Raw genomic sequence first — 22,318 nt, 5'->3', positions numbered from 1 at the left:
GTATAATTTGAGTGTAATCAAATTGCCGGAGGTGTCTTGCTATGGAAAAGAAAAAGCGCATATCCGAAGCGCCAAAACCAAAAGTTATTTCAATTAACATGGATGCCGCCTTCTTTTTCGAGAGAGCGGTTCAATCTTTGGATCGGTTTCATTATGATAAGGCATTGAAATATTTCCGGCGGGCTGCAGAGTACGAGCAGGATAATCCTGTGAATCACTGCAATCTCGCGGGTGTTCTCTCCGAAGTGGGCAATTATGACGAGTCGAACCAAATTTTGCAGCATATCCTTGAAACCATTGATCCCGAGATGACGGAATGTCACTTTTATATGGCAAACAACTATGCCAACATGGAAAACTTCGAGCAGGCGGAACAGGCATTGGTTCGGTATTTGGAGAATGACCCGACAGGGCAATTCATGGACGAATCCGAAGAAATGATGGAAATGCTGAGCTACGAGCTTGATCGTCCCGCCCCTCTCACTAGCATCAAGAGTCGAGAAGGGCTGTTCGAGCATGATAAAGCGCGTGCGTTGCTGGAAGAAGGTAAGTTTGCAGAAGCCGTAAGGCAGCTGGAGAAATTGGTGAAGAATCAGCCTGACTTCACAGCAGCTCGCAACAATCTGGCTCTGGCTTATTATTATATGGGTCAATTCGAGAAAGCGATGGAAACAATCCGAGAAGTGCTGATTATCGATCCTGGTAATCTGCATGCACTCTGTAATATGGCGATTTTCCATCAGCATTTCGGCAACAAGAAGGAACTTGCAGAGCTTACCACGCTGCTAGGTAAGACGTTTCCGTTCCAGCAGGAGCATGTGTTCAAGCTGGCAACGACTATGGGTATTCTTTCTCAGCATGAGAAAGCATACCATTTGTTTAAGCGTCTGCTGAAGGCGGGTGACGGAGGTTCGGATCCTTGCTTGTATCATTATGCGGCGGTTGCTGCTTGCCATATCGGTCGTTTCGCGGAAGCGTACCGCTTGTGGAAACAGGTTCAGAAGCTGGATCCAGGTGCTGAAATTTCGAAGTTCTATCTAGAGCAGTTGCGTATAAGAGAGAAGTCATCGATGCCGCTAACTTGGAGTTATCACTATCATCTGCCGTTTGAAGAGCAGTTCCGTGCCCTAGAGAAATCAACGCAAGGGATTCCTGATCAATTGAAGAAAGATCCGCTCGTGCGGTCATCCTTCTTCTGGGCGTTAAGGCATGGCGATGTGGAGACGAAGCTTCAAGTCATTCAAGCCTTTGGGTTGATTGCGGACAACGAAGTGAGAGATGCTCTACAGGATTTCATTCTCGATCATAAAGAAGACGACTACTTGAAGAAGGTTGCCATCTTCGTTCTGCGAAGTATGGGCATTCGGGAGTCCCTTCCTGCTTACCTCGAGAATAAGGACATCATGGTGGAGGCTTCGCCGTACTCGCCTCATCTTCCCGTATGGGATGCAGCATGGCAGCGAGTGATGGAAACAGCCCTATCGCATATGCACAAACGTTACGATATGGTTCAACAGTATGATTTAGAAATTTTGTGGGTTGAATTTCTGACGAAGGTGTACCCGAATGTGCCGAAGATTCATAAATCTGAGGGTTGGGCAGCGGCGTTAGAATATTTGATCGCCAAAATGCACCGCCGTACGATTTCCTATCAGGAAGTAGCTACACGCTATGGCGTCACGGTTTCTACGGTTAGTCGGCATGTGAAGCTTATCGATGACACCTGTGGATTGCGTGAGAAAATGGATGCGATTTTCAATAAATTTACTAGCCTTTGACAGCCGAGCTTGATGCCACATGAAAGTCTCGGCTTTCATACATATAGATGAACGGGTTGCACTACATCGTAATGACTGTGGAACAATCCGGATTGCCATTGCAAATTAAAGATAGCTTTCCTCAGGAAAGCACCTAGGAGGGAAATCATATGTATAAATCAGTCGTAGTAGGAACAGGACCATCTGGTCTAACAGCAGCTATTTACTTGGCGCGTGCGAACTTAAGCCCACTTGTTATTGAAGGACCAGAACCTGGCGGACAGTTGACCACAACTACCGAAGTAGAGAACTTCCCAGGATTTCCCGAAGGGATTATGGGACCTGAATTAATGGAAAACATGCGCAAGCAGGCTGAACGCTTTGGCGCTGAATTCAAAACAGGTTGGGTCAATTCCGTAGAATTGACGAACCGCCCGTTTAAACTTCAAGTAGAAGGTCTGGGCGAAATCGAAACAGAAACATTGATTATCTCAACAGGTGCTTCTGCTAGATTGCTTGGGATCACGAATGAGAAAGAAAACATCGGTCGCGGCGTAAGCACGTGTGCAACATGTGATGGCTTCTTCTTCCGTGGCAAAAAGATTATCGTCGTTGGTGGCGGTGACTCGGCTATGGAAGAGGCTAACTTCCTTACTCGCTTCGCTACGGAAGTGCGTTTAGTTCATCGCCGTGACGAGCTTCGCGCCTCCAAAATTATGCAAGACCGTGCTCGTGGCAACGAGAAAGTGAAATGGGCGCTGAATAATACACCATTAGAAGTTGTAGCGGGTGACAAAGGCGTTACTGGCCTTAAAGTGAAAAACAACCAAACAGGTGAAGATGAAATCCTTGAAACGGACGGTATCTTCGTAGCCATCGGTCATACGCCGAACACGAAGTTCCTCGGTGGACAAATCGACACGGATGAGCATGGCTACATCATCGTGAAGCCAGGTACAACAGAAACGAACATCCCCGGCGTATTTGCTTGTGGTGACGTGCAAGATACGAAATATCGTCAAGCTATTACAGCTGCGGGAAGCGGATGCGCAGCAGCGTTGGAAGCTGAGAAGTTCCTTGAAGGTAACAGCGTGCATGACTGGAGCATTTCTTTGTAAGTCGTTATGGCATTTCAGTTAACGTGGAGGGCTATGCTTTCCACGTTTTCTCATTTAAGCAGGGTGCTGATGAATCTTGACCTCCCTGCAGGCTTGTCTTATAGTGGGAACAGGAGCATTTGCCCGAAAATTTTATGATTATTCATGAGGTGACCTTGTAATGTCCAATCAAATTTATATCGGTGTAGATCTAGGCGGCACGAATATTAAAGTAGGTATTTGTGACGAGCAAGGTAAGCTGCTTAAAACGTTAGAAGGTCCTACTTCACCAGAACAAGGTGCAGAGTCGGTTCTTGAGCGTATTGCGCAATATGTACGTCAAATTGTCGAAGAATCTGATTTTACATGGGAGCAAGTAGCAGGTATTGGCGCTGGTTTGGCTGGATTTATGGATATTCCAGAAGGTTTTGTGAAATTCTCTCCGAACCTGCAATGGCATAACGTACCAGCGAAGAAGACGCTTGAAGGACTTCTGGGTAAACAGGTTAAAATTGATAACGATGCGAACGTAGCTGCACTAGGCGAAGCTTGGGCGGGAGCTGGAGCAGGCATCCCGAACGTCGTGTGCTATACACTTGGAACGGGCGTCGGCGGCGGTATCATTATTAACGGTAAAATTTATCAAGGTTCAGCTGGCATGGCTGGCGAGCTTGGACATATGTCCATTGTGCCTGACATTGAAGCGATTCAGTGCGGATGCGGTCAAATGGGTTGTCTTGAAACGGTATCCTCCGCGACAGGCATCGTTCGTATGGCGAAGGAAGCAGTTGAACGCGGTGAGCGTACGTCACTAGCCCTCCATGAGAAAATTGAAGCTAAGCATGTATTTGATGATGCGAAAAGCGGAGATGAAGTGTCCCTGCGCATCGTGAATCGTGCGGCTTATTATATCGGGCGTTCCATGGCAGCGTTAGCTGTTGTAGTTAACCCTAAGCGCTTTATCATCGGTGGTGGCGTATCCAAGGCTGGGGAGATCTTATTCCAACCTATTCGTGAAACGTTCATCAAGTTTACACCAGAAGCGGCTGCTGAAGGTGTTGAGATTGTTGCAGCTACACTTGGCAATGATGCAGGCGTTGTTGGTGCTGCGGGACTGAATTTAAGATAGAAAGCTAGACCGGGTTCGCAGATGAACAGAATAGCAGTTAATCTGCGAAAGCACCCCAAAGGAAGGTGTCATTCATGGAAGAAAACCACCCTTTACCGAAACTGGTCATCATCACAGGAATGTCGGGTGCAGGCAAGACAATTGCTGTTCAAAGCATGGAAGATTTGGGATTCTTCTGCGTTGATAACTTACCTCCCGTACTTATTCCGAAGTTTGCCGAATTGATCGTGCAGTCCATGGGTAAAATCGCTAAAGTTGCTCTGGTGATTGACTTGCGCGGACGTGAATTTTTCACTGCGCTTCAAGAATCATTGCGGTACATTCAAGAGAATTACACGCTTAGCTACGAAATTCTATTCCTGGACGCAACTGACGCTACATTGGTACAGCGGTACAAAGAGAGCCGCCGCCGCCATCCCTTGGCACCAGACGGAGCACCGCTTGAAGGAATAGGTCTTGAACGCAAGCTGCTTGAAGAACTCAAAGGTCTAGCCACACAGGTGATTGACACCAGCAGCTTGAAGCCAGTGCAATTGAAAGAAAGAATTATTTCCCGGTTCACCAATCTAGAAGCTAATCGCATATCTATAAATGTAATCTCTTTCGGGTTCAAGTATGGTGTTCCTATTGACGCTGATCTCATTTTTGATGTGCGTTTCTTGCCTAATCCGCATTATGTTGAGGGGCTTCGCCCGCAGACAGGTCAAGATCCAGATGTCTATGATTATGTGATGAAGTGGACGGAGACACAAGAATTCCTGACGAAACTCCTGGATATGCTGAATTTCTTAATGCCTCAGTATAAAAAGGAAGGCAAGAGCCAGGTTGTTGTTGGCATTGGTTGTACAGGAGGCAAACATAGATCGGTTGCGATTACAGAATATTTAGGTAAGGTCATGGGGAACAGCGAGACCGAGACCGTGCGTCTAAGTCATCGAGATGCCGAGCGGGACCGCTTATAGGCGGCTATGCGACCACATTAGAAAGTATAAGTTTTCGGTTTTCGAAAACTGCTTTCTAATTGGCGATATAACCTTCCTATAAACGCGGTCGCTCATCTTTGAGTGGCTTCGATTGAGGTTTTCTCATTAAGAGGGTGAAAGAAGTATGGAGCTTGGACAATTACAACGTAAGCCCAGAATAGTCGTTATTGGCGGTGGAACAGGGCTCTCGGTTATGCTGAGAGGACTGAAAGAAAAGCCGGTTGATATCACAGCTATCGTGACCGTTGCAGACGATGGAGGAAGTTCAGGCATTTTGCGAAGTGAACTGCAGATGCCGCCTCCGGGAGATATTCGAAATGTGTTAACCTCGTTAGCTGATGTCGAGCCCTTATTATCTTTAATGCTTCAGTATCGATTTCAGAACGGCACAGGTTTAGCCGGGCATAGTCTGGGGAATCTAATACTAGCGGCATTGACGGATATTACAGGTGATTTCGTTACCGCCGTGCAAGAAATGAACCGGGTATTCGCTGTTCGCGGAAGAGTACTTCCGGCTTCGAATCAAGCCATTGTGTTGAAAGCCATTATGGAGGACGGGACTTTAGTTGTTGGGGAGTCCAAAATACCGAAGGCCGATGGACGGATCAAGAAAGTATTTATTGAACCAGCTGGAGTAACACCACTCACAGAAGCGGTTCAAGCAATACGCGAGGCAGATGCCATCTTGTGCGGTCCGGGGAGTTTATATACAAGCTTGCTGCCGAATCTACTTGTTCCAGGGATTGCTGAGGAAATTGTCGCTTCTAACGCTGTGAAATTATTTATCTGTAATGTCATGACACAGCCAGGTGAAACCGACGATTATTCCGTCAGTGACCATCTGGATGCGATTTACGACCACCTAGGTCAGCATTTGTTTGACTATGTGATTGTAAACAATGGTGAGATCCCACCGCAGGTGCAAGCCAAATATGCGGAAAAAGGTTCGAAAGCGGTCCATTTAGATTTGGATGAAGTGACGAAAAGAGGCTATCGGGTCATTGCAGATCGACTTGTGCTATTCCGTACCTATCTTCGTCATGATGCAGAGAAATTGAGTGACCATATCTATCAGCTCGTCGAAAGCTGGCTGTTAAGGAAGAAGTGAGTCCCTTGTCCTTTGCGGCAACAACCAAAAAAGAATTAACATTAATCAATGATTCGGAAGCGTGTTGTGAAAAAGCGGAGCTATCAGCGCTCATTCGCATGAATGGTGCTGTACAGTTAACGAGTCAGCGTGTCGTGTTGGATGTATCCACGGAGAACGCAGCCATCGCTCGGCGAATTTACTCGCTGATCAAGAAGACGTATAATACACACACGGAGTTACTTGTGCGTAAGAAGATGCGTCTAAAGAAGAATAATGTGTACATTGTTAGGGTGCCTGGTCAAGTGCAGGAGCTGCTCAGTGATTTGAAAATCGTCTCTGAGGGTTTTATTTTTACGACAGGCATCAATAAGGACATTATTCGCGGCAATTGCTGCAAGCGTGCTTATCTTCGGGGAGCCTTCATGGCCGGCGGCTCAGTGAATAATCCGGAAGGCTCTTCCTATCATTTGGAGATTGCTTCGATTTATGAAGAGCACTGCAAAGCATTAACACAGCTAGCGAACAAGTTTGACTTGAACGCACGATTCATTGAACGCAAGAAAGGGTTCGTGCTGTACATCAAAGAAGGCGAGAAAATTATTGAGTTTCTCAATATCATTGGGGCTCATCAGGCGCTGCTGCGCTTCGAAGATGTCCGGATTATGAAAGATATGCGGAACTCGGTGAATCGGATCGTGAACTGTGAAACAGCCAACTTGAACAAAACGATCGGAGCAGCTGTCAGACAAATCGAGAATATTCGATTACTGCAGCGCGAGATCGGTCTCGACAGCTTACCTGAGAAGCTAAGAGAGGTTGCGGAGATAAGACTAGCGCATCCTGACTTGAATTTGAAGGAAGTTGGCGACATGCTTTCGGGCAGTGTCAGCAAGTCTGGCGTGAATCATCGTCTGCGGAAAATAGACGAATTGGCCGAAAAACACCGAAATTCGTAGATAAGTTAGGGCAGTACAACGCTTGTATAAGTTTTTCGCATTTTTTCTAGTGTACTTGAAGGAAAAATGCTATAATATTAAAACATAAGGTAAACGCTGTTATTAATAGTAATCCATATAAGCTCCACACTAGGGGGAATTAGTTCCATGTCCAGACGTCCAGTCGTTGTGAAGTTGAGAACAGGACTTCATGCCAGACCTGCGGCATTGTTTGTTCAAGAGGCGAATAAGTTTTCATCGGAGATCTTTGTTGAAAAAGATGAGAAGAAAGTGAATGCGAAAAGCATCATGGGAATTATGAGTCTTGCGATCAGCACGGGGACCGAAGTCTTCATAAGTGCAGAAGGTTCGGATGCAGAGCAGGCTGTAAACGCTTTAGTCACATTAGTTAGTAAGGAAGAGTTGGAAAACCAATAATCCTTTAAAAGCCTACCTTTCGAGGGGGCTTTTTTGCAGTTTGCGGAAGTAAAGTTCAAACCCACAGAAGTGTCAAATTTGTTAACATTTAGTGAATTTAGCAACCTTTTTCACTTGGCTACGTCTAATAAGCGTGGTCACGATGGATAAGGCTATTTGTATTTCTTTGTGGCGTGCCTATCTCTAGCTTGAAGAAGGAGCCGAAGTGAAATGAATGTGGTAAAGAAAGAAATGATTGCACTACTAGCCGTACTCGTATTTCTTGTAAGCACGTTAACAGCACCGGCCGCGCATGCGGTATCAACAAGCTCGTCCTTTATTTTACTTTATATCGATAAGTCCGAAGCATTCGTAAATCAGGATCAAATTCATCTCGATTCCCCAGCTACGATCATTGATGGAAGCACATTCGTTCCGGCCAAATTCTTAGGCGATACATTAGGCTTTCAAGTGGAGTGGAATGATTTATCCCGTACGATTCAAATGGCTCCTCCAGGCTATAACATTGTCCTTGATTCCGATCACAAGACAGTGACGACGAATGGGGTGGATATCCCCTTTAATTCTGTTGCTGCGATCGTGAATGGCAAGCTGCTCGTGAAGCTAACTTGGTTAGCTGATTACATGGGTGCGAAATACACGTACAACAGTGAACTAAGACGCGTAGAGATTGTGTATTTTAAAGCACCTGAGGGCATCTATATCGATCAAGACAGCAATTCGCGTCCAGTTGCTAAGTTTGCAACAGCGAAGCCTACATACAGGCTTGGTGAACCTGTCAAATATTTAGATCTAAGTTATGATCCAGATGCAGAAGGGATTGCTTCCTACGATTGGACAGGTAAAGAAGAGGCTTTCTTCAAACCAGGACAATATCCAGTAACTTTAACGGTTAAGGATGGTCATGGCCATGTGAGTAAATTGTTTAAAAGTTATGTAACGGTCGTCAATGAATCCTATTTGTCAGAAGTCGAATATCCGATTTATATGAAGCCGGTTGGCGGGTTTATCAAAACGAACTGGTCGACGATTTGGTCACATTTCAATGAATTGCCGCTGCTTCCGAAGGAAGTAAAAGAAGTGCAAGGTCGCACACTGCTCGTGAGTGACAGTCCGGAAGAATTCACGACCAATGGTATTTTGTATCAGGACAACATTAACGGAAAAGCGCGTTTGTATGCGGATCATATCAATGGCACACAGAAGAAGATGACGTTTGCTATCTTTGCAACAAACAATACGGATAAGCCGATTACGATCAAAACGACAAACAAAGGCGAAGTCTACCCTTCCGTATATGCGAACTTGATCGGCAGTGAAGCGTCGGTTGATTTTTTGCTGAATAATGTATACACGGATCAAATGACAGTTCTGCCTCATGCAAGTTATGTGTATGCGAAGCTGCCTGATTTCTATCCAGGGCAAGGCGTGAATTTGTTCTATGATGTCGAAACGGACGGCGAACTGCAAATGTCCTTTGTCGCAACAGATCAAAAGCTGACAACGACAACAGTGAAAGAGTTGCCTTTACTCTCATTTAACGGGCACGTTCGCGGCACCTTCCCAGTTTCAGAGATCCAATGGAAAGTGGATGCTTCGAGTTTCACGAAACCGTCGGTGTTAACGATTGGTGATAATAAGACGGATCCGTTCATCAAAGGTTATGACGTAATGCGTAAGTTAGACGTTGAGAATAGCGGGAATTATGGCGTGGTATACAAAATCCATGCGGATAAACCGCGCAAAATGGCTGTGATGATCATGGCTAGAGGCGGCGTATTCAAAGGACCGTTTAAGATCAACGGTGAAATTATTCCGGTCCCTTATTCCGGTGTTATTACAGCATTCGATGGCTTGGAAGTACTAGCACGTACGACAGGAACAGAGGATGCGCTAGATATTGAGTTCACGCCACCAGCGGGCTCAGCGTTCCCGATCGATTTAATTTTCTACCCATTGGAAGATAAGAAGTAAAAAAAGAGAAAAAGTGCAACAAAAAACCAGCCGATCATCAAAGCTCAGGTGAGCAATGTTAATCAGGCTGGTTTTTTCATTTATAAAATTTAGACGCGCTCGATGACCTTATCGATGAGTCCGTATTCGGCTGCCTCTTTAGCACTCATGAAATTATCACGGTCTGTATCCTTCTCGATGCGCTCGAACGATTGTCCAGTGCGCTCAGCAAGGATCGTGTTTAGGTTGTCTCTCATTTTCAAAATGCGCTTAGCGCGAATCTCGATGTCGGAGGCTTGACCTTCTGCACCGCCAAGTGGTTGGTGAATCATCACTTCACTGTTCGGAAGCGCGTAACGTTTACCTTTGGCACCTGCTGTGAGCAAGAATGCGCCCATGGATGCGGCCATACCTACGCAGATCGTGGATACGTCTGGTTTGATGAACTGCATCGTGTCGAAGATGGCCATACCAGCTGTGATCGATCCGCCGGGGCTGTTAATGTAAAGCGAGATATCTTTATCAGGATCTTGAGCGGCCAAGAAGAGTAACTGAGCAATGATGGAATTTGCCACAACATCGTTGACACCCGTGCCTAAGAATATAATGCGGTCCTTCAGCAAGCGAGAGTAGATGTCATATCCTCTTTCACCGCGCGCGTCCTGTTCGACGACCATAGGAATAAAACTCATGAGAATGACCTCCTTGGGGTTGGGTTACATACTATTTACAGTATCTACAAGTATGATAACGAAAAAACGTCCGAAGGTCAAGAAAGGTCAAACTAAACGCAAAAAAAATCAGCTTCAGAGCTGATTTGGGTGATAATACGTATATTCTTAGGTGTTGTGCTGGACGCGCCCGAAAGGAATCGAACCTTTATCTCAGGCTTCGGAGGCCTACGTCATATCCATTGGACCACGGGCGCATAGTTTAGAAAAAGTGAAGCAAGGGTTATTATAAGGCAGCCTTCCAGAAAAAGCAAGGTGGAAAGCCCTTACAGCCCAAATTGAAGAAAAATGTTTGAACAAATGTTGAATGTTGCGAAGAAAGTGGTTATAATAAGAAATGTAAATGTGAAACGAAACAATGAATTGTGTAAGGAACTTTTTTTTCGCCCGGGTGGGACGCAAAATGTATACCCGGGACATAAAACGTCCTACAATGGATCAGGAGCGTTAGAAGTCGTCCTATGAGAGAGATTCTAGACATTCAGAAACAGCTCATGCCTGATCTTATGGACATCATGAAGAAGCGGTACTCGATTCTGCAGCACATCTTGGTTTCCGGCGTTGTCGGACGAAGGACGTTAGCGTCCTCACTCGACATGACAGAGCGTGTGCTCCGCGGTGAAGTAGACTTCCTGAAGGAGCTTGGGCTTCTGGAATCTGACGCAAGCGGCATGAAGATCAGCGAGTCTGGTCGTCAGCTGCTAGAGGATATGCAACCGATCATTAAGATGGCGTTTGGACTGACGGATTTGGAAGACAGCATTGCTAAAGCTTTTCACATTTCCAATGTGATTATCGTTCCAGGGGATTCTGATACTTCGGTATTTACGAAGAAGGAGCTTGGACGCGCTGGCGCGGCCGCTCTACGTAAATATGTGGCCAAAGATGATATCATCGCAGTAACTGGTGGATCAACCATGGCGCAGATAGCTAATAACTTGGCGATATCTTCTTCGATGAAGGGCAGTTGGTTCGTCCCTGCACGCGGTGGACTTGGTGAAAGCGTGGATATGCAAGCGAACACGATTGCATCCATTATGGCCAAGAAGACAGGCGGGAAATACAGACTGCTGCATGTCCCAGATCATCTTGGAGAAGAAGCGTATCAATCGCTCATTCAGGATCCACAGATTCAGGAAGTTGTGAACGCAGTGCGCAGTTGTCGAATTGTTGTACATGGTATCGGAGATGCTATGGTCATGGCGCGCAGACGTAAAGTCGATACTGAGACTACCAGTAGTCTGAGGGACGACGGGGCACTTGCTGAGGCGCTCGGTTACTATTTTGACCGTCAAGGAAATGTGGTTCATAAGATGCCGACAGTCGGACTACGGCTGGAAGATCTGCAGCGTGTTGAGGTTGTGATTGGTGTTGCCGGCGGGAAGAGCAAAGGGGAAGCGATCGCTTCGGTGCTAAGACATGGGCAGGAAGATGTGCTTGTGACCGATGAAGCAGCGGCCTTAGAAATTATGAAGCATGTTTAACAGAAAAGTTGACATCATAACGTATGTCTTTCATGGCTGCGTTTTGAAATATAATATTTATGTAATCTTAGGAGGAAATGACTATGACAACAAAAGTAGGTATTAACGGTTTCGGACGTATTGGTCGTAACGTATTCCGCGCAGCATTGAACAACGCAGATGTACAAATAGTAGCAGTAAACGATTTGACAGACGTTAAAACTTTGGCGCACTTGCTCAAATATGACACTACTCACGGTAAACTAGACGCTACAGTTGAAGCTGGCGAAGGTGAATTGATCGTTAACGGTCGTTCCATCAAGGTTTTTGCTGAGCGTGACCCTGGGAACCTGCCTTGGGCATCTGTAGGCGCTGAAATCGTAATCGAGTCCACTGGTATTTTCACAGCGAAAGAAAAAGCAGCTCTTCACTTGAAAGGTGGAGCTAAGAAAGTAATCATTTCCGCTCCTGCTTCCGACGAAGATATCACAATCGTACTTGGCGTTAACGAAGACAAATACGATCCAGCTGCTCACACTATCATCTCCAACGCTTCTTGTACAACGAACTGTCTAGCTCCTTTCGCGAAAGTTATCAACGATAGCTTCGGAATCGTAAAAGGTATGATGACAACTGTTCACTCGTACACAAATGACCAATCCGTTCTTGACGTTCCACATAAAGACCTTCGTCGTGCTCGTGCAGCAGCTGAGAACATCATTCCTTCCAGCACTGGCGCAGCTAAAGCAATCGGTCTAGTTCTTCCTGAGCTTAAAGGCAAATTGAACGGTATGGCTATGCGTGTTCCTACACCTAACGTATCCGTAACTGATTTGGTTGTTGAGCTTAAAGTTAACGTAACCGTTGACGAAGTAAACGCAGCTTTGAAATCAGCTTCCGAAGGCCCTCTAAAAGGCATTCTGAACTACACAGAAGATGCACTTGTATCCAGCGACTTCAATGGTGACCCAGCTTCTTCCACAATCGACGCTTTGTCCACAATGGTAGTTGGCGACAACATGTTGAAAGTTGTTTCCTGGTACGATAACGAGTGGGGCTACTCCAACCGCGTTGTTGACTTGGTAGCTTTCATCGCGAAAAAAGGTCTGTAATTTCATAATTAACACATAAAAAACCACATGAAGGGGAGAAGCGATTCTCCTCTTTATGTGCGATTTACACATAGAAAAAGATAGAACCGGAAGATAACCATACACGCCAGAGCTTATGCTTACGAGGTCAGTTTTCTGACGAAAACTTTTAGGAGGCTTTTACGATGAATAAGAAAAGTGTTCGCGATGTTGAAGTAGCTGGTAAAAGAGTATTTGTTCGCGTTGATTTCAACGTACCTGTAGAGAACGGTCAAATCACCGACGATACACGGATCAAAGAAACGCTTCCTACGATTAAATTCTTAGTAGAGCAAGGCGTTAAAGTCATTCTTGCTGCCCATTTTGGTCGTCCAAACGGACAAGTGGTTGAAGAGCTTCGTTTAACGCCAGTTGCTGCAAAATTGGCTGAACTTCTTGGTCAAAACGTGATCAAAGCGGATCAATCCGTTGGTGAAATCGTGAAAGCACAAGTCGATGCGCTTGAGAATGGCGACGTTCTCTTGCTTGAAAACGTTCGTTTCAACGAAGGCGAAGAGAAGAATGATCCTGAGTTGGCAAAAGCTTTCGCTGATTTGGCTGATCTGTTCGTGAATGATGCTTTCGGTGCTGCTCACCGTGCACATGCATCGACTTCAGGCATTGCAGCTTATATCCCAGCTGTTTCCGGTCTATTGATGGAGAAAGAGCTTGATGTTCTAGGCAAAGCGCTGAACAACCCTGAGCGTCCTTTCACAGCGATCGTTGGCGGATCCAAAGTAAAAGATAAAATTGCTGTCATTGAAAACCTCTTGAACATTGCAGACAACGTCTTGATTGGTGGCGGACTTTCCTATACATTCTTGAAAGCACAAGGCTATGAAATCGGTAAATCACTTTTGGATAACTCGAAACTTGATTTGGCGCTTAGCTTTATTGCGAAAGCAAAAGAAAAAGGTGTGAACTTCCTGCTTCCGGTGGATATCGTGGTGGCAGATAAATTCGCCGCTGATGCAAACGTGCAAATTGTTGACATCGACAGCATTCCTGCGGGTTGGGAAGGCATTGACATCGGACCGAAAACACGTGAGCTTTATGCAGACGTGATCGCGAAATCCAAGCTGGTTGTTTGGAACGGACCGATGGGCGTATTCGAAATCGAGCCTTTCTCCCACGGTACACGTGAAGTAGCACAAGCTTGTGCAACTACTGAGGGTTATACCGTTATCGGTGGTGGCGACTCCGCTGCAGCAACAGAGAAATTCCACTTGGCTGATCAAATGAACCATATGTCCACAGGCGGCGGAGCTTCCTTGGAGTTTATGGAAGGTAAAGCATTGCCAGGCGTAGTAGCCTTGAACGACAAATAAGTAATTATTTTTCGAAAAAAGCTTAATCTCACGATGCCAGTTATGCTGGCGAATAACTTTAAGGAGCCTAACTCATGAGTAGAACACCGATTATCGCGGGTAACTGGAAAATGTTCAAAACCGTTTCCGAAGCCATCAGCTTCGTGAACGAAGTGAAAGGCAGCACAGTCCAAGGCGTAGAGAGCGTAATCTGCTCCCCTTTCACTAACTTGCCAGCACTGGTTGAAGCTACAAAAGGTACAGACGTTCATGTTGGCGCACAAAACCTTCACTTTGAAGATAATGGCGCGTTCACAGGTGAAATCAGCGGCGTTATGCTGAAAGACCTTGGCGTTGAGTATGTCATCATCGGTCACTCCGAGCGCAGAGCTTACTTCGCTGAGTCCGACGAAATCGTGAACAAGAAAGTCGTTGCGGCTTTCAAATACGGCTTGAAACCAATTCTTTGCGTAGGCGAGAAGTTGGAAGAGCGTGAAGCGGGTCAAACGAAAGAAGTTTGTAAAGTACAAACTGAAGCAGCTTTTGCTGGTCTTAGCGCAGAGCAAGCTGCACAAGTGGTTATCGCATATGAGCCAATCTGGGCGATCGGTACTGGTAAATCTTCAACAGCTGAAGATGCACAAGACGTGATCGGTTACATCCGTACATTGGTGAGTGGTCTTTACGGCGCATCCGTTGCTGATGCAGTTCGCATCCAATACGGTGGCAGCGTAAAGCCGAACAACATTGCTGAGTACATGGCACAGCCTGACATCGACGGCGCACTTGTAGGCGGAGCGAGCTTAGAGTCTGCTTCCTACATCCAACTCGTCCAGGGGGCGAAGTAACATGTCCAGACCGAAACCGGTAGCACTCATCATTCTCGATGGCTTCGGACTCCGCTCAGAAGAGCAGGGGAATGCGGTTGCTCATGCCAAAAAGCCGAACTACGACCGTTACTGGTCGACGTTCCCTCATACAACCCTCACCGCTTGCGGTGAGGCTGTAGGTTTGCCAGAAGGCCAGATGGGGAATTCTGAAGTAGGACACCTGAACATCGGCGCGGGCCGTATCGTGTATCAGGATCTGACGCGGATTTCGAAATCGATTCGTGATGGCGAATTTTACGACAATGAAACGATTCTAGGCGCTGTTCGTCATGCCAAAGAAAATGGCAAGAAGCTTCACCTGTACGGTTTGCTTTCTGATGGCGGCGTACATAGCCACATTCAGCATTTATTTGCTCTATTGGACTTGGCGAAGAAAGAAGAGTTTAGCGAAGTTTACATCCACGCATTCCTGGACGGCCGCGACGTGGCTCCAGATTCTGCGAAGGGTTATATGGAAAGCTTGCTGAACAAAATCAAAGAAGTCGGCGTAGGCAAAATTGCGACCGTACAAGGTCGTTATTATGCGATGGACCGCGACAAACGCTGGGAGCGGACAGAGAAATCCTACCGTGCCATGGTGTATGGCGATGGCCCAACCTACATGGATCCGATGCAAGCCATCGTTGAATCCTATGAGAAATCCGTCTATGACGAGTTCGTAATGCCAACGGTAATCGTTGGTGACGATGGTCAGCCGGTAGGACTTGTAGAATCAGGCGACGCGGTGATCTTCTTTAACTTCCGTCCTGACCGTGCGATTCAGCTTTCCCAAGTCTTCACGAATGAAGACTTCCGCGGCTTTGATCGTGGTCCTAAAGTGGCCAAGAACCTCTACTACGTATGTCTGACATTGTTCAGTGAGTCCGTAGATGGGTTCGTAGCTTACAAACCGAAGGATCTCGATAACACGCTAGGCGAGGTACTTGCTCAGAATGGTCTGAAGCAGCTTCGTGCAGCGGAAACTGAGAAGTATCCGCACGTCACGTTCTTCTTCAGCGGTGGTCGGGATGCCGAATTACCAGGTGAAACCCGTCTTTTGATTCCTTCACCGAAGGTTGCGACGTACGATTTGCAACCGGAAATGAGCGCTTACGAATTAGCGGATGCGGTCGTGAAAGAAGTAGAAGCCGAGCGTCATGACGTGATCGTCTTGAACTTTGCGAACCCTGACATGGTAGGTCACTCTGGATTGCTTGAGCCAACGGTTAAAGCGATCGAGGCGACAGACGAGTGTCTTGGTAAAGTCGTTGAAGCGATTCTAGCTAAGGGCGGCGTAGTCTGTATCACAGCGGATCACGGAAACGCGGATGTGGTTACAAACGCAGACGGCTCACGTAACACAGCGCATACAACGAATCCGGTGCCTTTTATTGTGACGGACAAATCTGTTACACTAAGAGACGGCGGCATTCTGGCAGATATTGCACCAACTATGCTAGACTTCTTGGAAGTTAAGCAACCGGAACAAATGACTGGCGCAACAATTCTAAAAAAGTAATAACCAATTTATATTATTGAAGGAGTGTTTATTCACAATGACAATTATTTCTGATGTTTACGCACGCGAAGTATTGGATTCCCGCGGTAACCCAACTGTTGAAGTAGAAGTATACTTGGAGTCCGGCGCATTCGGCCGCGCTATCGTCCCTTCAGGCGCTTCCACAGGCGCATACGAGGCTGTTGAGCTTCGTGATGGTGACAAAGGTCGTTACCTTGGTAAAGGCGTTCTGAAAGCTGTTGAGAACGTAAATGAAATCATCGCTCCAGAAATCATCGGTCTTGACGCTCTTGATCAAGTTGGCATCGACCACAAAATGATCGAGCTTGACGGTACGCCTAACAAAGCGAAATTGGGCGCTAACGCAATTCTAGCGGTTTCCATGGCTGTTGCTCGCGCAGCTGCTGACGCTTTGGACGTGCCATTGTACGTTTACCTTGGTGGATTCAATGCGAAAACACTTCCAGTTCCAATGATGAACATCATCAACGGTGGGGCGCATGCCGACAATAACGTTGACGTTCAAGAGTTCATGGTTCTGCCAGTTGGCGCTCCAACATTCAAAGAAGCTCTTCGCATCGGCGCTGAGATTTTCCATAGCTTGAAATCCGTATTGAAAGAAAAAGGCCTTAACACAGCAGTTGGCGATGAAGGCGGATTCGCTCCTAACTTCACATCCAACGAAGAAGCAATCACAACAATCCTTACAGCAATCGAAAACGCTGGTTACAAACCAGGTGTTGACGTATTCTTGGGTATGGACGTTGCTTCCACAGAATTCTTCAAAGATGGTAAATACCACCTTGAAGGCGAAGGCAAATCCTTCACATCCGCTGAGTGGGTTGACTTCCTTGCTGCATGGGTTGATAAATACCCAATTATCACAGTTGAAGACGGTTGTTCCGAAGACGATTGGGAAGGTTGGAAATTGCTTACTGAGAAATTGGGTAACAAAGTTCAACTCGTTGGTGACGATCTGTTCGTTACGAACACTGAGCGTCTTTCCAGAGGGATCGAAGAAAACATCGGTAACTCCATCTTGGTTAAAGTTAACCAAATCGGTACACTTACTGAGACTTTTGATGCGATCGAAATGGCAAAACGCGCTGGTTACACAGCAGTTATCTCCCACCGTTCTGGTGAGAGCGAAGACAGCACAATCGCTGATATCGCGGTTGCTACAAACGCTGGTCAAATCAAAACAGGTGCTCCGTCCCGTACGGACCGTGTAGCGAAATACAACCAACTTCTTCGTATCGAAGACGAGTTGTTCACAGTAGCTCAATACGCTGGTAAAAAAGCATTCTACAACTTGAGAAACTTCAAATAATCTGTTTCGTATAATAATAAAATAAGACCATTGGCGAGCAGGTGATGAAGTCACCTGCTCGTTTATGCAATCAGGGGGGCGTCGTCTGTATGAGCAACTGGGTGAAAACTATTTTATTTCTGATAGGTTCTGCGGTGCTCACGCACTGGCTCCCTTCTTCCTTTTTCCGGAACCTGGACACGATGGTACATGAGTTCGGTCATGCAGCAGTAACCTTGGCGCTGTCCGGTAAGGTCATGTATATTGAGCTGTACAGTAATCAAAGCGGTGTTACTTTATCAACGATCACAAAGTCTTGGGCGATCATCCCTGTGTCACTAGCGGGTTATATGACGGCCTCGTTGTTTGCTTGGTTTCTGTTCTCGGCCTACGCAAGAGGCAAGCAGCGTCTTGGGTTACAGGTGATGGCGGTCTTGTCGATCCTATCGCTGGTGTTATTTGTACGCAATGGCTATGGGGTCATGTTCTTGGTCGGTTTTATTATACTGACTGTCGTGGTGCTGGCGCTTACGCCAAAGTGGCTGCGTGACTTCTACTACCTGTTACTCGCGTTCCTATGCTTGGAGGAGTCGGTGTTTGGACCAGCTTCTTTGATTGTATATGCCTTGAGAAGTAGCGGGAGTGCTGGGGATGCAACTAATTTAGCAAATCATACGGGGATACCTGCCATCGTGTGGGCGATTGGTTTTACGGTATTCGCGCTATGGTGTGCGAAGCAAGCGGTGAGTGCCTTCTTAGGGCGAAACAAAGGTGCGAGACGTGTGAGCCGGTCTACGGCAATGTCATCGTATCGCGATTGAGTGATGCGTGGATAGCTGGAGTTGGGCGATTGGTTGTGTTCCTGGACGAACTATGTTAAAATACTTATGCTAGTTGTATAAGGCAAAGTATAGGCAATTGGGGTGCTAATATGTTAATCTTTATGAAAATTTTGTTAATCATAGCTTCGGTTGGATTAATCGCGATTGTCCTTTTACAAAAAGGGAAAAGCGCGGGCTTGTCCGGTGCCATTTCCGGCGGCGCAGAGCACTTATTTGGTAAACAAAAAGCACGTGGTTTGGAACTATTGTTGTCCCGTACGACTATGGGGCTTGCTGCTGCATTCTTTATTCTTTCCATTGTTGTAGCATACGTAGTGAAAGCCTAACACACATAAAACGATAACAGCAGGGGAACTATACTCCTGCTGTTTTTTCATTTTAATCGAGTGTAAGGTGCAGATAGCAAGAAGATTACATAGACGTACAGGATAGACGGATTGGTATGGGCATGTGCTGGGGAAACTAATCTCCATTAGAAGAAGAGTCATGTGCGTATACCAAAACGCCGATTCATTACGAAAGAAAGCAGGGCAAGGCTGATGCACGCTGGGTTTATCCTTTCTTTGGAAGTGGCATACTATGGAGTGAGGGAATCGGTACGGCGATCAAATAGCTTGGCTCAACAACAACAAGAAGGTGAAATGATTAATGATAAAAGAAAATGAAATTGTAAGTTTCATGCAAGAAGAGGCGTATAAGCCTATGTCCTACAAAGAGCTTGAGAAGCATTTTGGGATAGGAAGCGCGAATGAGTTTAAAGATTTTATTAAAATGCTCAATAAATTAGAAGAAAGTGGCCACATTGTTAGGGCCGCAAATGACCGCTATGGCGTTCCAGAACGGATGAATTTGGTGCGAGGCAGACTGCAGGCTCATGCGAAGGGCTTTGCGTTCTTAATTCCTGAAGACCGTGAGCACCCAGATGTGTATATCAATGCACACGATCTGAATACCGCGATGAACGGTGATATTGTTTTCGTGAAGGTAACCGCACGGAGCCAAGGCGGCGGGCGCCTTGAGGGTGAAGTTGTGCGGATCATAACTAGGGCGAACACGCAGATTGTCGGTGTATTTCAGAGTCAGGAGACGTATGCCTTCGTCATTGCCGATGATAAGCGGATGACACGAGATATTTTCATCCCGCAGCATGCTTTTATGGGAGCTGTCACAGGGCAGAAGGTTGTTGTAAAAATCGTTAACTACCCAGAGGGACGATCCGCGGCGGAAGGCGAAGTTATTGAAATTCTCGGTCATAAGGATGATCCGGGTGTAGATATTCTAGCTATTATCCGTAAACACCAGCTGCCGGAGGCTTTCCAAGCGGAAGTTTTGGCGGAAGCAGATGCGGCACCAGATTCGATTACGGAAGAAGAAATCATCGGTCAAGGGCGTCGGGATCTTCGCGCGAAAACCATTGTGACGATTGACGGTGAAGATGCGAAGGATTTGGATGATGCCGTTAACGTGGAGTTATTGGAAAATGGTAACGTTCGCCTAGGCGTTCATATTGCTGATGTGAGTTACTATGTCAGGGAAGGTACGGCACTGGATATCGAAGCGTACAATCGCGGTTGCTCCGTGTATTTGACAGATCGCGTGATACCGATGCTGCCGCATCGTTTATCGAACGGGATTTGTTCCTTGAACCCGCGTGTAGACCGTTTGACGATGTCTTGTGAGATGGAATTCGACCAGGATTTGAAAGTCGTTAACCATGAAATTTTTACAAGTGTGATTAAAACAAGCGAGCGTATGACTTATACGAATGTACGCAAGTTGCTGACAGGCGAGGCAGAGCCAGAAATCGTGGAGAAATACGCGTACCTGATGGACGACTTCAAACGCATGGAAGAGTTAGCAGCTAGACTGCGTTCCAGACGGATGAAGCGTGGGGCCATTGATTTCGACTTTGAAGAGTCCAAAATCCTTGTAGATGAAGATGGTAAGCCAACGGATATCGTTAAAAGAGAGCGCTCTGTCGCGGAAATGATGATCGAGGAGTTCATGCTTGCCGCGAATGAGACTGTTGCGGAGCATTTCTCCTGGTTGAAAGTACCATTCCTATATCGGATCCATGAAGATCCAGATTCCGAGAAGTTGATGAATTTCATGGAATTTGTGACGACGTTCGGGTATACGATGCGAGGGGGCAAAGGGAATACGATTCATGCGCGTTCCTTACAGACGTTATTAGAAGATATCAAGGGATCACCGGAAGAAACCGTGATTAGCAAAGTGATGCTGCGCTCCATGAAGCAGGCTCGTTATGATGCGCAGAGCTTAGGGCATTTCGGCTTAGCGGCAGAGTTTTATTCTCACTTTACATCACCGATTCGTCGTTATCCGGATTTGGTTATTCATCGTGTTATTCGTGAAGTACTGGAGAACGGTGGTACCTTAACGGATAAACGTCATGATTATTTAGCTTCGCGTATGAATGATATTGCACAGCAATCTTCCGAGCGTGAACGTGTTGCTGTCGATGCAGAGCGTGATACTGAAGCATTGAAGAAAGCACAGTACATGCTGGACAAAGTGGGTGAAGAGTTCGAGGGTATTATCTCGAGCGTGACAGGCTTTGGGATGTTCATCGAGCTGGATAACACGGTAGAAGGCCTAATTCGTTTAAGTGATTTAACGGACGATTACTATAATCATCATGAGAAGCAACATGCATTGATCGGTGAACGCACCTCCAAAATTTATCGCCTTGGTGACAGTATTAAAGTAAAGGTTGCCCGCGTGAATATGGATGATCATACGATTGATTTTGAATTGCTGGATATGAAGCCTCGTAAAGAAGGGGGATTCAGCCGTGGTGGTGGCGGTGGCGGCAAGTTCAATGGCGCAGGTGGATTTAAAGGGTTCCGCGGTAAGTCGGATAACGGCAGAACCGATAAGGGAGCATCCGATAAAGGCAGGGGCCGAGCAGAGAAAGGCAAGGGTGGTTACAAAGGGAAAGGTGGCTTTGCTAAGACGCAACCAGGCGGTGTTGTGGTTGGGCAAGGCGGGCAGAACCAAGGGCAAGAACGTGGAGACACAGGGACGGGAAATCAAGGGAAAAAGCGTGGGCGTGCGGATAGTGGCGCGGCCAGGCGGATTGAGATGGCGGCTCGAGGACGGACAGAAGGTTCGGAAGGAACAGAGAAAGCTTTAAGTGATGGGGCTGGGCGCGCTGGTGGTCGAAGATCCAGAGGCAGAAGTCAAGGTGGAGCGGATGCTGGTGCGAGTAAAGCAGGCGGCCGTGGAGAAAGAGCTGGAGGCTCCATTGAAGGTGGAGATGGCAAAGCTGAAAGCATTGAAAGAATTGGAGCAGGCCAATCCGGAGGGTTCACAGGTAGTGCGGGGGGACAAGGAAAGTCACGCCGCGGTAAGGGTGGTAACACGCCTTGGAGTGACAAACGCGGCAAAGGCGGTAGAGGGGCTAAGATTGGCGAAGGCGGCAGCTTGAGCCAGCGGTTGCAGGCTGTCGGCGCCGGGCGGACCGACAGTGGGGTTGTTGGCCGAGGCGGCGAGCGTGGCCGAGGGATTGCGCTTGGGGGCGAAACCCAAGCGGGTGGTGGCGGTGCTGCTGCGGACCGCAGCAGCATGGATTGGGCGAGCGGCGTGAACGCGCTTGCCAAGGGCGGCCGTCGTCGGAGTGACGACGGCGATGGTAGCAAGAAGCGGCGGAGATAGTCGCCGGTTCTTGCTTTTCGGGCTTGATCTTGCTACAATAGGTTGCACATTGTAGCAAGATTTACCTGCATTTTAGCGTGCGGGAGGA

The 22,318-nt window shown here is 46.9% G+C and carries 18 protein-coding genes and 1 tRNA gene; 17 read left to right on the top strand and 2 right to left on the bottom strand.

The genetic code is table 11. The features are described 5' to 3' along the window. Positions 1-41 precede the first annotated feature (41 nt). From AC58P7_RS29505 to AC58P7_RS29470, 8 genes are all read left to right on the top strand, one after another. A complete protein-coding gene (locus AC58P7_RS29505; RefSeq protein WP_497349430.1) occupies positions 42-1,778 on the top strand; it encodes a tetratricopeptide repeat protein in 1,737 nt (578 codons plus the stop codon). A 149-nt stretch (positions 1,779-1,927) separates the two neighbouring features. Beyond that, on the top strand, positions 1,928-2,875 hold the full coding sequence (gene trxB / locus AC58P7_RS29500) for a thioredoxin-disulfide reductase (RefSeq protein ID WP_497349428.1): 948 nt from the start codon (positions 1,928-1,930) through the stop codon (positions 2,873-2,875). 160 nt (positions 2,876-3,035) lie between these two features. Then, complete coding sequence (locus tag AC58P7_RS29495) at positions 3,036-3,983, top strand: ROK family glucokinase (RefSeq protein ID WP_497349426.1); 948 nt, start codon at positions 3,036-3,038, stop codon at positions 3,981-3,983. Positions 3,984-4,057: 74 nt separating this feature from the next. Then, positions 4,058-4,945 (top strand): RNase adapter RapZ, encoded by an 888-nt coding sequence (gene rapZ, locus AC58P7_RS29490; protein ID WP_497349424.1) that lies wholly within the window; start codon positions 4,058-4,060, stop codon positions 4,943-4,945. 145 nt (positions 4,946-5,090) lie between these two features. Beyond that, positions 5,091-6,074: a gluconeogenesis factor YvcK family protein gene (locus tag AC58P7_RS29485; RefSeq protein WP_497349422.1), complete on the top strand. Its 984-nt coding sequence runs from the start codon at positions 5,091-5,093 to the stop codon at positions 6,072-6,074. Positions 6,075-6,079: 5 nt separating this feature from the next. Further along, a complete protein-coding gene (gene whiA, locus AC58P7_RS29480; RefSeq protein ID WP_436239428.1) occupies positions 6,080-7,012 on the top strand; it encodes a DNA-binding protein WhiA in 933 nt (310 codons plus the stop codon). Positions 7,013-7,159: 147 nt separating this feature from the next. After that, positions 7,160-7,429 carry an HPr family phosphocarrier protein gene (locus AC58P7_RS29475; RefSeq protein WP_028555561.1) on the top strand — a complete coding sequence of 90 codons (270 nt, stop codon included), beginning with the start codon at positions 7,160-7,162 and terminating at the stop codon, positions 7,427-7,429. Positions 7,430-7,639: 210 nt separating this feature from the next. Further along, positions 7,640-9,403: a stalk domain-containing protein gene (locus tag AC58P7_RS29470; protein WP_497349420.1), complete on the top strand. Its 1,764-nt coding sequence runs from the start codon at positions 7,640-7,642 to the stop codon at positions 9,401-9,403. Positions 9,404-9,492: 89 nt separating this feature from the next. On the opposite strand, the gene clpP is transcribed toward AC58P7_RS29470, so the two are convergent. Further along, positions 9,493-10,074: an ATP-dependent Clp endopeptidase proteolytic subunit ClpP gene (gene clpP / locus AC58P7_RS29465; RefSeq protein ID WP_065851305.1), complete on the bottom strand. Its 582-nt coding sequence runs from the start codon at positions 10,072-10,074 to the stop codon at positions 9,493-9,495. A gap of 164 nt (positions 10,075-10,238) precedes the next feature. Next, positions 10,239-10,310, bottom strand: a tRNA-Arg gene (locus AC58P7_RS29460). A 264-nt stretch (positions 10,311-10,574) separates the two neighbouring features. Here AC58P7_RS29460 and AC58P7_RS29455 point away from each other — a divergent pair. From AC58P7_RS29455 to rnr, 9 genes are all read left to right on the top strand, one after another. Continuing rightward, on the top strand, positions 10,575-11,597 hold the full coding sequence (locus AC58P7_RS29455; RefSeq protein WP_497349418.1) for a sugar-binding transcriptional regulator: 1,023 nt from the start codon (positions 10,575-10,577) through the stop codon (positions 11,595-11,597). An 83-nt stretch (positions 11,598-11,680) separates the two neighbouring features. Further along, a complete protein-coding gene (gene gap, locus AC58P7_RS29450; RefSeq protein WP_497349416.1) occupies positions 11,681-12,688 on the top strand; it encodes a type I glyceraldehyde-3-phosphate dehydrogenase in 1,008 nt (335 codons plus the stop codon). A 164-nt stretch (positions 12,689-12,852) separates the two neighbouring features. Further along, positions 12,853-14,034, top strand: coding sequence for a phosphoglycerate kinase (locus AC58P7_RS29445; RefSeq protein WP_497349414.1), 1,182 nt, complete (start codon positions 12,853-12,855; stop codon positions 14,032-14,034). Positions 14,035-14,108: 74 nt separating this feature from the next. Next, on the top strand, positions 14,109-14,861 hold the full coding sequence (gene tpiA / locus AC58P7_RS29440; RefSeq protein ID WP_497349412.1) for a triose-phosphate isomerase: 753 nt from the start codon (positions 14,109-14,111) through the stop codon (positions 14,859-14,861). A gap of 1 nt (position 14,862) precedes the next feature. Beyond that, entirely contained in the window at positions 14,863-16,401 is a 1,539-nt protein-coding gene (gpmI, locus tag AC58P7_RS29435; RefSeq protein WP_497349410.1) for a 2,3-bisphosphoglycerate-independent phosphoglycerate mutase, read from the top strand. Positions 16,402-16,438: 37 nt separating this feature from the next. Next, positions 16,439-17,731 carry a phosphopyruvate hydratase gene (eno, locus tag AC58P7_RS29430; RefSeq protein WP_171641369.1) on the top strand — a complete coding sequence of 431 codons (1,293 nt, stop codon included), beginning with the start codon at positions 16,439-16,441 and terminating at the stop codon, positions 17,729-17,731. Positions 17,732-17,820: 89 nt separating this feature from the next. Next, positions 17,821-18,531, top strand: a complete 711-nt coding sequence (locus AC58P7_RS29425; RefSeq protein ID WP_497349408.1) for a M50 family metallopeptidase — start codon at positions 17,821-17,823, stop codon at positions 18,529-18,531. Positions 18,532-18,641: 110 nt separating this feature from the next. Next, positions 18,642-18,878 (top strand): preprotein translocase subunit SecG, encoded by a 237-nt coding sequence (secG, locus tag AC58P7_RS29420; protein ID WP_314800891.1) that lies wholly within the window; start codon positions 18,642-18,644, stop codon positions 18,876-18,878. A gap of 322 nt (positions 18,879-19,200) precedes the next feature. Continuing rightward, a complete protein-coding gene (rnr, locus tag AC58P7_RS29415; RefSeq protein WP_497349406.1) occupies positions 19,201-22,230 on the top strand; it encodes a ribonuclease R in 3,030 nt (1,009 codons plus the stop codon). Positions 22,231-22,318: the final 88 nt, after the last annotated feature.

The organism is Paenibacillus sp. J22FR5 (genome assembly GCF_059691975.1).
Note: the sequence above shows the minus strand (reverse complement) of the source record. Positions and strands in the feature narration are given on the sequence as shown.

Bases quoted from the DNA above. Each gene is read 5' to 3' on its own strand.
- clpP (WP_065851305.1), bottom strand. From the start codon at position 10,074: ATGAGTTTTATTCCTATGGTCGTCGAACAGGACGCGCGCGGTGAAAGA.
- AC58P7_RS29485 (WP_497349422.1), top strand. From the start codon at position 5,091: ATGGAGCTTGGACAATTACAACGTAAGCCCAGAATAGTCGTTATTGGC.
- tpiA (WP_497349412.1), top strand. From the start codon at position 14,109: ATGAGTAGAACACCGATTATCGCGGGTAACTGGAAAATGTTCAAAACC.
- gap (WP_497349416.1), top strand. From the start codon at position 11,681: ATGACAACAAAAGTAGGTATTAACGGTTTCGGACGTATTGGTCGTAAC.
- trxB (WP_497349428.1), top strand. From the start codon at position 1,928: ATGTATAAATCAGTCGTAGTAGGAACAGGACCATCTGGTCTAACAGCA.
- AC58P7_RS29505 (WP_497349430.1), top strand. From the start codon at position 42: ATGGAAAAGAAAAAGCGCATATCCGAAGCGCCAAAACCAAAAGTTATT.
- AC58P7_RS29455 (WP_497349418.1), top strand. From the start codon at position 10,575: ATGAGAGAGATTCTAGACATTCAGAAACAGCTCATGCCTGATCTTATG.
- AC58P7_RS29425 (WP_497349408.1), top strand. From the start codon at position 17,821: ATGAGCAACTGGGTGAAAACTATTTTATTTCTGATAGGTTCTGCGGTG.
- rapZ (WP_497349424.1), top strand. From the start codon at position 4,058: ATGGAAGAAAACCACCCTTTACCGAAACTGGTCATCATCACAGGAATG.
- secG (WP_314800891.1), top strand. From the start codon at position 18,642: ATGTTAATCTTTATGAAAATTTTGTTAATCATAGCTTCGGTTGGATTA.
- AC58P7_RS29470 (WP_497349420.1), top strand. From the start codon at position 7,640: ATGAATGTGGTAAAGAAAGAAATGATTGCACTACTAGCCGTACTCGTA.
- AC58P7_RS29475 (WP_028555561.1), top strand. From the start codon at position 7,160: ATGTCCAGACGTCCAGTCGTTGTGAAGTTGAGAACAGGACTTCATGCC.
- eno (WP_171641369.1), top strand. From the start codon at position 16,439: ATGACAATTATTTCTGATGTTTACGCACGCGAAGTATTGGATTCCCGC.
- gpmI (WP_497349410.1), top strand. From the start codon at position 14,863: ATGTCCAGACCGAAACCGGTAGCACTCATCATTCTCGATGGCTTCGGA.
- rnr (WP_497349406.1), top strand. From the start codon at position 19,201: ATGATAAAAGAAAATGAAATTGTAAGTTTCATGCAAGAAGAGGCGTAT.
- AC58P7_RS29495 (WP_497349426.1), top strand. From the start codon at position 3,036: ATGTCCAATCAAATTTATATCGGTGTAGATCTAGGCGGCACGAATATT.
- AC58P7_RS29445 (WP_497349414.1), top strand. From the start codon at position 12,853: ATGAATAAGAAAAGTGTTCGCGATGTTGAAGTAGCTGGTAAAAGAGTA.